The following is a 12,012-nucleotide window of genomic DNA, read 5'->3' as shown; positions in this document are numbered from 1 at the left end:
CGCGTGTTGATCGGTTGAAACCCGGCGATCAACCATTGGGCGGCTGGTTGCTGGACGATCTGACATTCGTCGTTCCTGCGGTGCTCCCCAGCGCAGAGTGCAGACCAGGAGTCCTACGTAGGGTTACGATCGTTCGCGATGGTCTGCGGCTGGCTGCAGAGAGGACCTGCGATGACCACGGTGACCACGTGGACCGGCTGGGAGGCCAACGCCCTGCGTAAGGCACTCCGGATGACCGTGACCGACTTCGCTGAACATGTGGGTGCGGCACGACGCACGGTCGCCAAATGGAGCAGTCGTGGCAACGACATCCACTTGCGTGCGGAGATGCAGGCGGCATTGGACACTGTGCTGACGCGCGCGCCGGAGGAGGCGCAGGAGCGCTTCGCGCAGCTCAGGCTTTCAGAGGTGGACACTGTGTTGGCGCCGCGCGTCGAGCTCATCCCGGCAGTGGACGCAGGGGGGATGCTCGATTCGGGCGGAAGTGTGCTCGATCAGGACGGCGGCGTGCAGCGCAGAGGCCTTCTCGCCGGCGTGGCGATAAGCGGTGTCATTGCCACTCCGGCAGTCGCACGTCTCCTCGATGTCTTGATCTCGCCATCTAGCTGCGCGGATGGGCATCGCACGCCGTCGTCCCTCATGCAGGTCGTCGCAGGTGTCGCGCAGGCGAAGACCGACTATCAGGCGTGCCGATACGAGCGAGTGCTCGACCGGGTTGAGACGCTACTGCCCGTGGTGGATGCGACGCGGTCACAGCTACCGATGCGTGGTGATGCACGCACCCAGCTGAACGTGCTGGCCGCCGATCTGTACCACGTCGTCGGGAGCGTGCTGCTGAAGTACGGCGATCCGGCGATGGCCCTGATGGCTGCCGAGCGCAGCTCCCGGTGCGGCCAGGACAGCGGTGATCCGACCGCGATCGGGTCGAGCGCGAGGATCATGACGCATGCCTTGATGGGCAACGGTCACACCCGGCAGGCGGTGATGCTGGCGCAGCAGGCCGCTGTCGCCCTGGAGCGGGTCACGGGACTCGGCTCCAGGGCGTCATTGGCAATCTACGGGGCGCTCCTTCTGCGTGGCGCGATCGCCGCCGCGCGGGCAGAGGATCGCGATGTCGCGGGCACCATGCTGGACGAAGCCACGCGAGCCGCCGATCGGCTGGACGTCGACGGAAACGATCGATGGACCGGGTTCGGTCCGAACAACGTCCTGCAGCATCGTGTCAACGTGGCGCTCATTCTCGGCGATGCCGGTACCGCCCTCGACCACGCGCGGCGGGTCCGGATAGACAAGATCACACTCGTCGAACGGAAGGCGTCGCTGTTCGTCGACGTGGCACGAGCCTCTATGCAGTGGGGCCGTCGTGAGCAAGGGCTGTCAGCCCTGCGGACCGCCTACCGCATCGCGCCCGAGGAGATCCGTTCGCGGCCGGTAGTCCATCGCCTCGTCGAAGATCTCGCCGTCCTGTCCAGAGGACCCCTCCGGACCCACGTGCTCCAGTTCGCCGCCGACGCGGGCATTCGCCTGTGAACGGTGGCCATCTGCAGATATTCGTGTGCGGCGCTGGGCCTGCCACCGACATCGGCCGGTTGCTGAAGATCGCGCGCGGGAAGTCCTGGACGACATCGATCACCGCAACGGCGAGTGCGTTGGGTTTCATCGACGTGCTGGCAGTCGAGGAAATCGCCGGACAGCCCGTTCGCACGTCGTACCAGCAACCCGCTGCGGGGTTCCGGGTGTTGCCGGACGTTGACGCGGTGGTCGTCGCACCGGCCACCTACAACACGATCAACAAGCTGGCGTCCGGCACGGCCGACACCTATCCGCTGACATCGCTAGCGGAGCTCATTGGTCGAGGCGTCCCAACCGTGGTGGTGCCATTCGTCAACGCGGCCCTGGCTGCCCGTGCACCCTTCCGGCTCTCGCTGGTCAGCCTGCGGAAGGAGGGCGTACGCATCATTTCCGGCCCCGGCGAGGGCTGGGAGCCGCATCCGCCCGGCACCGGTGGTGAACGACAGCAACTGTTTCCGTGGCAGATGGCCTTTGACCTGGCCCAGGAGTTGGCTGAGCGGCATACGCACCGGTAGTGCACCGCCGGTGCACTACCGGGACATTTCCGGGCCTGTGGTGGTGGGATTGGCTGTCGGGCATGACAGTCGTCCTGCCCGACAGTGGGCACACCGCTGAGCGCCCGTCCTGGGACTGCCGGGCGTGTGGCAGGCCGTGGCCTTGCGATGCCGCTCGGGAGGGCCTGCGCGGCGAGATGGACCCGGTGGCCCTGGCGATCTACATGTGGGTCAACCTGGAGGAGGCCGTACGGGATCTGCCGCCCGGCCCGGCGCTGGAGCTGTTCGAGCGCTTCATCCGCTGGACCCGATGACGCGCGGACCCGACAGTGCTGGTGGTTGCCGGGGCGATGGCCGAGACTTCCCTGGTGGCGTTCCGTGGCTGGCCGAGTGAGGCCCTCGAGTTCTACGAGGGCCTGACCGCCGACAACTCGAAGACCTACTGGACGGCCCACCTGACCGTCTACGAGACCCAGGTGCGCGAGCCCATGACCGAGCTGCTGGCGGCCCTGGAGCCGGAGTTCGGGCCGGGAAAGATCTTCCGCCCGTACCGCGACGTCCGGTTCAGCAAGGACAAGTCGCCGTACAAGACCCACCTGGGGGCGTGGCTGGAGGCCGGTGGCTACATCCAGCTGTCCGCCGACGGGCTGGCGGCCGGCTCCGGCATGTACCAGATGGCCTCCGACCAGCTCGACCGCTACCGCCGCGCGGTCGCCGACGACCGCGCCGGCCGTGAGCTGACCACGGTGATCGAGGCGATCGAGCAGGCCCGGATCCACGTGCAGGGTCACGGCAGCCTGAAGACGGTGCCGCGCGGCTACCCGAAGGACCATCCGCGGCTGGACCTGCTGCGCCACAAGGGGCTGGTCACCTGGCAGGAATGGGCACCGGCGGCCTGGCTGGGCACGGCGGCCGCGCGCAACCGGATCGTCGACTTCCTCCGTACGAGCCGCCCGCTGCGCCGGTGGCTCGACGAGAACGTGGGGCCCTCGACGGTGCAGCGGTAGGGGTCAGGCCAGGGCGGTGGCGTACGCCTCGGCGGTGACGGCGGCGGCCCGGTCCCAGCCCAGCCGTTCGCGCACCGAACGCACCCCGGCGTCGGCGTAGCGCTGCCACGACGCCTCGTCGCGCAGCAGCACGGTCAGCGCCGATGCCAGCGCCGCCGGGTCCGCCGGTGGCACGGCCAGCCCGTTGACGCCGGGTTCGAGTACGGCCCGTACGCATGCGACGTCCGTGGCCACCACGGGCAGCCCGACGCTCATCGCCTCGGCGACCGCCATCGCGGGCGGCGAGGTGGTGTAGTCGAACTTGAACGGCCACGTGCCGACCTGCGCGGCGGCCAGTTCGGCCAGCAGGTCCTTGACGGGTTCGGTGACGACCTCGACCCCGTCGGCGTGTCCGGCGGCGGCGAGGATGGCGGGCAGCTCGGGGCGCGGGATCAGCAGCAGCCGCAGCTTCGCGTCGGGCACCTTGCTGCGCACCTGCGGGAACGCCGCCAGCAGCGTGTCCAGCCCGCGCACGCTCTCCGCCCGCCCGGCGAAGACGATCACCGGCTGGTCCGCGCGGTACGTGGCGCGCCGGTCGTCCTGCGGCGCCCCGGACGGCAGTCGCCGCACCTGCAGCCAGCGGCGTCCGCCGAGCCGCGCGGCCACCCGGGGGTCGGGGGTGAGCACGGTGCGGATGCCCGCGGAGCGCAGCGCGGCGACGGCCAGCGGCGGGGGCAGCAGGGTGGTCAGCGCGACGCGCGGCTGCAGCACGTTGGAGGCGCGCATCTCGGCCAGCGTGGCCCGCCGCCAGGCGCCGGGCCCGGGCACGGTCGGCCATGCGTACGCGGTGAGCACGGTCGGATGCCTGCGCAGCACGGTCAGGGCGGCCTGCAAGGGGCCCAGCGCGCCCGCGTGCAGGTGCACCAGGTCGGGGCGCAGCCCGTCGAGCACGCCGGCCAGCGCGCCGGTGCGCCCGACGGGGAACGTGGCGACCCGCCCGCCCAGTTCGTGCATGCTGGCGAACGCGTCGGCGCCGTCGTGGGCCCGGGTGGTCACGACGTGGTGCTCGCCGGGGACCCGCCGGGCGGTCTCGGTCACCGTGCGGCCCATGGCCTCGTGGCTGGAGAACTCCGCGATGACGTGGACGACCCGCGGTCCGTAGGTCACGACGTGCCCTGTGCCGCCCGGCTGTCCCGTACGCCCAGCAGCAGGCCACCGGCCTCGGTCAGCTTTAGGGTGGCCAGCCCGACGGTGAGCACCGGGTGGCGCAGCAGCCGGGTGGGCTGCTTGAGCAGGGAGGTACGGACGAACTTCCGCTTCCCCGTGTCAGCGTGCATACGGACATACTGGTCTATCCAGCGGCCGTAGTAGCGCTTCTTGGCGAAGGTGGCCCGCAGCTTGATGCGGCCCTCGTCGTGCCAGATCCAGGCCTCGACGCGGCCGACTTTCACCCCGGCCGCCCGGGTGCGGTCGGCCAGGTCCCAGTCCTCGGCGGCGGTCAGCGCCTCGTTCCAGCCGCCGAGCTTCTCGATGACCGGGCGGCGGAACGCGCGCGCGGCCTCGACGCCGGGGTCGCCGACGTACAGGTTCTTCTCCAGCTCGCGGCAGCGGGCCAGGAAGCCCTCACCGAACGAGCGCTCCGGGATGATCAGCGCGCCGACCTTCTCGTCGGCGGCGAACTTGGCGGCGATCTCCGTGGCGACGTGCGGTTCGAGGACCATGTCGGAGTCGATGAAGACCACCACGTCGCCGGTGCTGACGGCGGTGCCGCGGTTGCGCTGGGCGCTGCGTTCGGGGCCCCACTGCTCGAAGGTGTGCGCGAGGCGGCGGCCGATCTCGGCCGTACCGTCCGTGGAGCTGTTGTCGATCACGACGACCTCGACCTCGGGGTGGGTCTGGCCGCGCAGCGAGCCGAGGCAGGCCTCCAGGGTGCGGGCCGAGTTCCGGGTCGGGACGACAAAGCTGATCTTCATGCGGTGTGCTCCGTACGGGTTGTCAGGGTCAGGCGGCGCGGCGCAGCTCGGGCTCGACGGTCGTCGGCAGCGGCAGGGGTGTGGCCGCCGGCGCGGCGCCGGGCACCCGGGCGTGCGCGCACACCGCGTCGAGCAGCGTGTCGGCGACGTGGTCCCAGGAGTGCGCCCCGCCGTAGGGCAGCGGCTCGGGCCGGGTGGTGATCAGGCCCGGCATGAGTTCGACCAGCCAGCGGGCGAGCGCCTCCGGCTTCGGCGGGACGACCACGCCGCCCGCGGCCCGGGTGGAGTCGCGCAGGCCGGGCACGTCGTACGCGATGGTCGGGGTCCCCAGTGCGGCGGCCTCGCTGACCACCAGGCCCCAGCCCTCCCGGACGCTGGTGGCCAGGTGCACGTGGGCGCGGGCCATCCGGTCGTGCTTGGTGTGTTCGTCGACGCGTCCGAGGAATTCGATCCCGGCGGGGGCGGCGGCGCGCAGCCTGTCCAGTTCCGGTCCGCCGCCGATCATCCACAGGCGCAGGCCGGGCACCTCGCGGCGGGCGAGTTCCACCGCGCGCACGACGTCCCACGGCCGTTTGTAGCTGACCATCCGGCCGCAGAACACCGCGGTGGGGGTCTCCTCCTTGGCGACCTGCGGGGTCTGCGCCAGCGGCTCGAAGCCCTCCGGCACGACGGTGACGTCGCGGGCCCCGAACGCGGCCAGCGCGTCGCGGGTGGAGCCGGACACGGCCAGGATGGGGGAGTTCGCCAGGCGGCGCAGCCAGCGCGGCTCCAGCCGCAGCCGACCCAGGTACGACAGCGGGAACGGCGCGTTGTGGTGCCAGATCTCCTCGCAGGTCTGGTGCACCAGCGCGATCGTGCGGGCGCCGTCGTCGACCCACTCGTGGGCCATGAACGGCACCGTGTTCGTCTCGTCGACGACCACGTCGAAGCGGCCCCGGCCGTGGCGTTGCCACCAGCGCCGCGCCTCGCGGTACACGGTGAACCTGCTGCCCGCCCGGATCACCCGGTACCCGTCCACGACCTCCTCGGCGGGACGGCCCGCGACCGCGGCGGCGAACAGCGTCACCTCGTGGCCGGCGGCGACCCAGCGGCGCAGCACCTGCTCGGTGTAGACCTCGGCACCCCCGGATGCGGGGTGCGTCAGGTCACGCCAGTTCAGGACCAGGATGCGCATGCCAACCTTCTCGGCGCCCTAAGCCGTCCCATGGGCGGCTGCCCCGGCGGTCGCCGGAGTACCGGAAGAATCGGCGTGCGGTGATGGCAGTTGAGTGGTTCGCCGGGTCCACGCCCGGCCCTCGAGCATGGCGATCACCACTAGAGTCGGCACCAGCGCGGCGACCGAACCGGCCGCGATCTGCGCCGGTGAGTCGTGCCACAGCTCGATGAACACCACCTCCAGCACCGCGCCGATCCACGGCACGGCGATGGTGCGCCCGCCCCGGGCCAGCCCGGCGTGGGTCGCCAGCGTCACCACGCTGGTCAGCGCGGCGACCAGCGACAACGTGCGGACCAGGCCGGCGGCGTCGGCGTACCCGTCGCCGTAGAGCAGCCGCAGCACGAGCCACGGCACCGCGGCGATCACCGTGGCGCCCAGCAGCGCCGGGACGACCACCGCGGCGCCGCCGGTGAGCAGTGCCCGGAGGCGGTGCGGCAGCGGCCAGGCGGCGGCCAGCCGGGGGAAGACCGCCGACATGATGCCGGCCGGCAGCGCCAGCACGGTCTTGGCGACGGTGGCCGCGGCGACGTAGTCGCCGGAGCCGTCGCCGCTGAGGTGGTGGCGGGCCAGCAGCAGGTCGACCGTGGAGAACAGGAACAGGCCGGTCACCGCGACCCCGGCGCGCGCCACGGCGCGTAGCCGCAGCGCGGCGGCCGGGTCGGTGTCGGGGGCGGGCCGCAGCAGCGGCACCAGCGCGACCGCCAGCGCCGCGACCTCACCGGCGAGGGTGCCGACGAGGGCGCCGGTCACGCCGTACGGGATCACCAGCCCGAGGCCGAGCGCCAGCCGGGCCGCGGTGCTGGCCAGGTAGGTGGTGGCCACGGTGCCGACCTTGCGGTCGCCCAGCAGCAGGCCGCGGGCGGTGGCCAGGACGGCCGACACCACGAGGTACGGGGCCAGCAGCGCCGCGTCGGCCAGGGAGCCGAGGTGGAAGTACGCCTGCAGCCCCGGCGCGACCGCCAGGACGAGCACCCCGGGCAGCAGCGACCACAGGGTGACCGCGCGCAGCGCCCGCATGCCGGTGGCGCGGCCGGGGCCGTGCCGGGCGACCAGGGCGGACGCGGCGGCCTGCAACGCGCCGAGCGGGACGCCGAGCATCACCATCGCGGACAGGACCGCGCCGAGCGCGCCGTAGCCGTCGGCGTCCAGCTCGCGGCCCACCACGGCGTGGAAGGCGAGGTTGCCGGCGCTCTGCACGAGAACGGCGATCGCGATGGGGCCGATCCCGCCCAGCAGGACGCGGGCCAGGCGGCTGAGGCTGGCGGTCACGCCGGTTCTATCGGCCGGAGCGGGCCCAACCTCAAGACCTGTTCAGAGCGTACGCAAGCTTGCATCACACAGCGTGACGATCGGGGGGTGACGGGCGCAAGCTGGTGGCATGGCACTCATCAGCGTCCGTCGGCACCCCGCCCGCGTGGCCGTCGTCCTGGCTCTGCTGGCCCTCGCGGTCGGCGTGCTCTTCCTGACGGCGCGCGGCGCGTCGTCCCAGCCGTCCGCCGCGGCCGGCTCGGCGCTGAGCTTGCGCTGGACCGGCCAGCAGGATGACCTGGAGATCGTCGCGGTGGGTTACCGCAAGCGGGAGATCGCTCAGGTACGGGTTGGTAGCGCAGCGTGGCGGGACGTGCGCGCCGATGACAACGGCACGGTGCGGCTGACCGTACCGGTGGATGGTGCCGCGGCCGGGACCACGGTCGTGGTGGACGGGCGGGCGGTGGCCGGCGGGTCACGGTCCCTGGTGAGCGGGGTGCCGCCGGTCGTGGCCGCGCGCGGCCCGGCCGATCTGGTGCCGTGGCTGGTGGCCGGTGTGCTGGTGCTGATCGCGGCGGCGGCGGCGTTCTCGCACCGCCGCCCCGCCGGTGGCGCCCAGCCGGACGGCCCGAACCACGCGGGCCTGCCGTACGGCCTGAACCACGCGGGCCTGCCGGACGGCCTGAACCACGGGGGCCTGCCGGGTGAGCCGGGTCGCGCGTGCCGTGCGGGGAGCGGCACGCGCGGCCCCCGGCATGCCGCGCCCGCGCTGGAGCTGCCGGGCCGCTGGCACCCCGGCGCTCACCGGCGGCCGGTGGGCGGTGGCAGCCCTGCCGATACCCGCCCGACGGGCGTGATGACCACCCTATGATCAGGAGGAAATGACCGATTCACGGCTTTCCGGCCCGCCGCTGCCCGCGGCGCCCGACCGGTCCGACATCCTCGCCGCGGTGACCGCGGCCGTCGACCGCTGCGCGCGCCGCTGGGCCTGGCAGGGCCCCGCCGGATCGGCCGAACGGTGGCTCGGCGAGAACGGACCCAAGGACCTCGACCTCTGGTACGCGCCCGCCCCCGGCCCGCAGACCCCCGCCCAGGCCATCGCGGCGGCCCTGCCCTGCGCCGTGGTCGCCGAGGCGCACGACCCGCGCCGGCTGCGCCACGTCAGCCTCGCCGTGGAGACCGCGGCCGGACCCGCCGTCGTGGACCTGTCGTACGGCGACCTGCGCGTCGGGCCCGTGCTGCTGGCGCCGGTCGACGACATCGACGTCGACCCGGTCACCCACCGCCTCACCGGCGCCGCCGCGGTCGCCGACCTGCTCGTGCGGCCCGTGCTGCGCGGGCGGCTGCCGGAGCAGTCCCGCCTGGCCGAGGCGCGCGACGCGTGGGCCGCGACCACCCCCGACGCCCGGGCGGCGCTGCGCGACCGGCTGGCCGCCCAACTCGGCATCCGGGTGGCCGGCGAACTGGTCGCGGCGGCGGGCGGCGCGGCACCGGACCCGGGACTGCCGGGCCGGGCCCGGGCCCGGCTGGCCGCCCTGAGCCTCGCGCGCCGCAACGCCACGGCGACCTGGCGGCAGCGGCGCGCCGTGCTGCCCGCGGGACGCTCGGCGGGCCCGCTCGGGCTGCGCACCCGGGGCGTCGTGGTGGCGCTGGTCGGCACGGACGGCTCGGGCAAGTCGACCGTCGCCGACGGCCTGCGCGCGCGGCTGCAGCGGTACGGCTTCTCGACCGCCACGGCGTACTTCGGAATGGCCCGGGGCAACCTGCCCGGCGTCGGCCTCGCCCGCCGCCTGCTCGGCGTACCCGCCGTCCCCGCCGATCCGGCGGCGCGGCCGGTGTCGTCCCCGCCCGTACGCGGGTCGCCCGGCGCGGACCGGCCGGTGTCGTCCCCGCCCGCCCGGGGGTCTCCCGGCCCCGACCGGCCGTCCGGGAACCCCGGCCTGCGCCGCGCCGCCGCCTGGTTCTACGCCGCCGAGTACGTCTGGCGCTACCTGAGCACGGTCGCCCCCGCCCGGGCCCGGCGCCGCGTGGTGATCGTGGACCGCTGGGTGTACGACCTGCGGGAGTCTCCGTGGCCCGGCTCGCCCGCCGCCCGCGTCGCCGAACGGCTCGTGCCGTCACCTGACGTGCTGGTGCTCCCCGACGCCCCGGCCGAGCTCATCCACCGGCGCAAACCGGAGCGGCCGCAGGCCGAACAGGCCGCCCAGCAGGACCGGTTCCGGCGGCTGCTGGCCGAGCACCCGGCCCGGCACGCCGAGGTGGTGGTGGACACCTCCGGTGCCACCGCCGACAACCTCGCGCCGCTCGTCGCGGCGGTCGTGACCGCGGCCCACCGGTCGCGCCGCGGCCCGCGGTGACCACCGCCGTACTGACCTGGGTCTCGCGTCACCGGCCGCACATCGACACCCGCTCGGCGCGGCTGACGACGGAATCCGGGCTGCTCGGGCTCGCGGTCGGCATCGCCGTGGTGGCCCCGTGGACCCGCGACGGCTACCTGATGCTGCTCGACTGGGTCGGCGGGCCGCACCAGGCGGTCGCGCAGGGCCTGTACGGGCTCGACCCGGCCGCCCTGGACGCGTTGCCGTACCGGCTGGCCACCCACGGCCTGCGGGTGGTGGTGGGTGCCGGTGCCACCGGCTGGCTGATGGTGCTGCTGTTCTTCCCGATCGCGGCCAGCGGGGTGTCCGCCCTCGCCGGTGGCGGCCGGTGGCGGCGGCACCCCGCGGCGCTGTTCGCCGTCTGCAACCCGTTCGTGGCGGACCGGATCCAGGTCGGCCACGTGCCGTTCCTGCTGTCGGTGAGCCTGGTGGCGTGGGTGCTGGCCTCCGCGGTGCGGGCCCGGCGCCGCGGCAGCTGGTTCGCCGCGCGCCCCGCGGGCTGGTACGCCAGCGCCATGGCGATCGGCCCGCACGCGGCCTGGCTCGGCGGGGTGGGCCTGCTGGCGGTCGCCCTGCTGCCGCGACCGCGCCGCAACGACCTCATCCGGACCGCGCTGATCGTCGTCGCGGCCGGCTGCATCTACGCGTACGCGCTGACGGTCATCCTCAACGCGATCCTCACGGTCCGGGTGGGCGACGCCGATCTCGAGGTGTACGCCACCCGCGCCGGACCTGGCGGGATGTTCGTCACCCTGCTGTCGCTGCAGGGCTTCTGGCGCGAGGACGACCTCTCCGGCCCGATCGGCAGCGTCGGCGCCGTCCCGGCGGCGGTGGGGCTGGTGGTGCTGGTGAGCGCCGTGGTCTTCGGGCTGGTCCGGCTCTGCCGGCACGACCCCGACCTGGGCGCCCCGCTCGCCGCGCTGGCCGTCTGCGGGATCGTGCTCGGTGCCGGCACCCAGGGTCCGTTCGGTGTGGCGTACCGGTGGGCCTTCGACGCCGTCCCGCTCTTCGAGGCGATGCGGGAACAGCAGAAATGGGTGGCGCTGGCGATGCTGGCGTACGCGGTCGGCGTCGGCGCGGCCGCGGAGGCGCTGGCCGACGCGGTGCCCCGGCGCTACTTCGGCAAGCGGGCGTACCGGCTGCGCCGGCTCGGCGCCGCGTTGGCGCTGGTCGCGCTCGGCGGCGTGAACGCCATCGTGGCCACCACGCTGGTCTGGGGCCTCGGCGGCGCGGTGCGGGTCACGGACTATCCGGAGTCCTGGTACGCCGCCGACCGGATCATGGGGGACGGCAGCGGCCTGGTGCTGTTCCTGCCCTGGCACCAGTACCAGCCGTTCAGCTTCACCGGCGGCCGGACCGTGGGCACCCCGGCCGCCGCGTTCTTCCGGCGCCCGGTGCTCACCAGCGACGCGGTCGAGCTGGGGGAGGTGCGCACCAACTCGGTGTCGCGGCGCACCGCGTACATGTCGCGCCTGATCGCGGCCGGCGGCACCGGGCACTTCGGCCGCATGGTCGCCCCGCTGGGCGTGGAGTGGGTGGTGCTGGCGCGCGACCGGGAGGCCACCACGTACGACTGGCTGGCCAAGCAGCCGGATCTGCGGCGGGTGCTGCGCAGCCGGCAGCTCGACCTCTACCGGGTGCTCGTGCAGGGCACCGGCCGCGTGGTCGCCTCCCGGCAGGGCGGTTTCGACGACGCGGTACGCCTGGCCGACACCGGCCAGCTCGGCAGTGAGGCGATGCTGCCGGAGGGCCCGGCGCAGGGAAAGGTGCCCTCGGCCCGCTACGGCGGGATCGACCGGATCGGGCCGACCCGCTGGCGGGTGGAGCCGGGGCCGCCGGGGTGGGTGGTGATCCCGGAGGAGTGGTCCGCGGGCTGGACCTCCGGCGCCGACCCGCCCCGGCAGACCGTGGCCGGCACGGTGGCGGTGCGGGCGGGTCCGGACGCGGTGACCGTCGACTACGAGCCGTGGCGCTGGCTACGGGTGGGCCTGCTGGTGTCGATGGTGTCGCTGGGGTTGCTGATCGTCGCGGGCCTGGCCGAGCACCGGCGGGACCTCACCGACTGGTGGGTCGGTACGCCGTCCTGACGCGCCCCGGGCCGCGCGACGCGACCCGGCTGGGGTGCGTCTCGCGGCCCGGAGGGGG

The 12,012-nt window shown here is 73.9% G+C and carries 11 protein-coding genes; 7 read left to right on the top strand and 4 right to left on the bottom strand.

Translation table 11 applies throughout. The features are described 5' to 3' along the window. Positions 1–171 precede the first annotated feature (171 nt). The 4 genes from EV385_RS31510 to EV385_RS31495 all read left to right on the top strand — a co-directional run bounded on the left by EV385_RS31510 (position 172) and on the right by EV385_RS31495 (position 3,073). A complete protein-coding gene (locus EV385_RS31510; RefSeq protein ID WP_130512746.1) occupies positions 172–1,530 on the top strand; it encodes a hypothetical protein in 1,359 nt (452 codons plus the stop codon). Beyond that, positions 1,527–2,087, top strand: a complete 561-nt coding sequence (locus EV385_RS31505; protein ID WP_130512745.1) for a flavoprotein — start codon at positions 1,527–1,529, stop codon at positions 2,085–2,087. The genes EV385_RS31510 and EV385_RS31505 overlap by 4 nt, the downstream gene beginning before the upstream one ends. Positions 2,088–2,149: 62 nt before the next feature. Beyond that, positions 2,150–2,380: a hypothetical protein gene (locus tag EV385_RS31500; RefSeq protein WP_130512744.1), complete on the top strand. Its 231-nt coding sequence runs from the start codon at positions 2,150–2,152 to the stop codon at positions 2,378–2,380. Positions 2,381–2,416: 36 nt separating this feature from the next. Next, positions 2,417–3,073, top strand: coding sequence for a DUF2461 domain-containing protein (locus EV385_RS31495; RefSeq protein ID WP_130512743.1), 657 nt, complete (start codon positions 2,417–2,419; stop codon positions 3,071–3,073). A gap of 3 nt (positions 3,074–3,076) precedes the next feature. On the opposite strand, the gene EV385_RS31490 is transcribed toward EV385_RS31495, so the two are convergent. Genes EV385_RS31490 through EV385_RS31475 form a run of 4 tightly spaced genes read right to left on the bottom strand, consistent with a single transcriptional unit; the run spans position 3,077 to position 7,510 of the window. Next, entirely contained in the window at positions 3,077–4,219 is a 1,143-nt protein-coding gene (locus EV385_RS31490) for a glycosyltransferase family 4 protein (protein ID WP_242625180.1), read from the bottom strand. Then, the gene (locus tag EV385_RS31485) at positions 4,216–5,025 is read right to left on the bottom strand and encodes a glycosyltransferase family 2 protein (RefSeq protein ID WP_130512742.1); all 810 of its coding nucleotides are present in this window, start codon (positions 5,023–5,025) and stop codon (positions 4,216–4,218) included. The genes EV385_RS31490 and EV385_RS31485 overlap by 4 nt, the downstream gene beginning before the upstream one ends. A gap of 28 nt (positions 5,026–5,053) precedes the next feature. Further along, positions 5,054–6,199, bottom strand: coding sequence for a glycosyltransferase family 4 protein (locus tag EV385_RS31480; protein ID WP_130512741.1), 1,146 nt, complete (start codon positions 6,197–6,199; stop codon positions 5,054–5,056). A gap of 18 nt (positions 6,200–6,217) precedes the next feature. Continuing rightward, a complete protein-coding gene (locus EV385_RS31475; RefSeq protein ID WP_130512740.1) occupies positions 6,218–7,510 on the bottom strand; it encodes a lipopolysaccharide biosynthesis protein in 1,293 nt (430 codons plus the stop codon). A 109-nt stretch (positions 7,511–7,619) separates the two neighbouring features. Between EV385_RS31475 and EV385_RS31470 the strand changes: the two genes are divergently transcribed. The 3 genes from EV385_RS31470 to EV385_RS31460 are packed head-to-tail and all read left to right on the top strand — an operon-like array spanning position 7,620 to position 11,954. Continuing rightward, complete coding sequence (locus EV385_RS31470) at positions 7,620–8,360, top strand: hypothetical protein (RefSeq protein ID WP_130512739.1); 741 nt, start codon at positions 7,620–7,622, stop codon at positions 8,358–8,360. 10 nt (positions 8,361–8,370) lie between these two features. Then, the gene (locus tag EV385_RS31465; protein ID WP_130512738.1) at positions 8,371–9,846 is read left to right on the top strand and encodes a thymidylate kinase; all 1,476 of its coding nucleotides are present in this window, start codon (positions 8,371–8,373) and stop codon (positions 9,844–9,846) included. Continuing rightward, complete coding sequence (locus tag EV385_RS31460; RefSeq protein ID WP_130512737.1) at positions 9,843–11,954, top strand: hypothetical protein; 2,112 nt, start codon at positions 9,843–9,845, stop codon at positions 11,952–11,954. The genes EV385_RS31465 and EV385_RS31460 overlap by 4 nt, the downstream gene beginning before the upstream one ends. Positions 11,955–12,012 lie beyond the last annotated feature (58 nt).

The organism is Krasilnikovia cinnamomea (genome assembly GCF_004217545.1).
Taxonomy (GTDB): domain Bacteria; phylum Actinomycetota; class Actinomycetes; order Mycobacteriales; family Micromonosporaceae; genus Actinoplanes; species Actinoplanes cinnamomeus.
This window is presented reverse-complemented; position numbering and strand designations above follow the sequence as displayed.

Excerpts from the sequence above, each read along its gene's own strand:
- EV385_RS31510 (WP_130512746.1), top strand. The coding sequence starts at position 172 with ATGACCACGGTGACCACGTGGACCGGCTGGGAGGCCAACGCCCTGCGT.
- EV385_RS31500 (WP_130512744.1), top strand. The coding sequence starts at position 2,150 with ATGACAGTCGTCCTGCCCGACAGTGGGCACACCGCTGAGCGCCCGTCC.
- EV385_RS31495 (WP_130512743.1), top strand. The coding sequence starts at position 2,417 with ATGGCCGAGACTTCCCTGGTGGCGTTCCGTGGCTGGCCGAGTGAGGCC.
- EV385_RS31485 (WP_130512742.1), bottom strand. The coding sequence starts at position 5,025 with ATGAAGATCAGCTTTGTCGTCCCGACCCGGAACTCGGCCCGCACCCTG.
- EV385_RS31480 (WP_130512741.1), bottom strand. The coding sequence starts at position 6,199 with ATGCGCATCCTGGTCCTGAACTGGCGTGACCTGACGCACCCCGCATCC.
- EV385_RS31470 (WP_130512739.1), top strand. The coding sequence starts at position 7,620 with ATGGCACTCATCAGCGTCCGTCGGCACCCCGCCCGCGTGGCCGTCGTC.
- EV385_RS31465 (WP_130512738.1), top strand. The coding sequence starts at position 8,371 with ATGACCGATTCACGGCTTTCCGGCCCGCCGCTGCCCGCGGCGCCCGAC.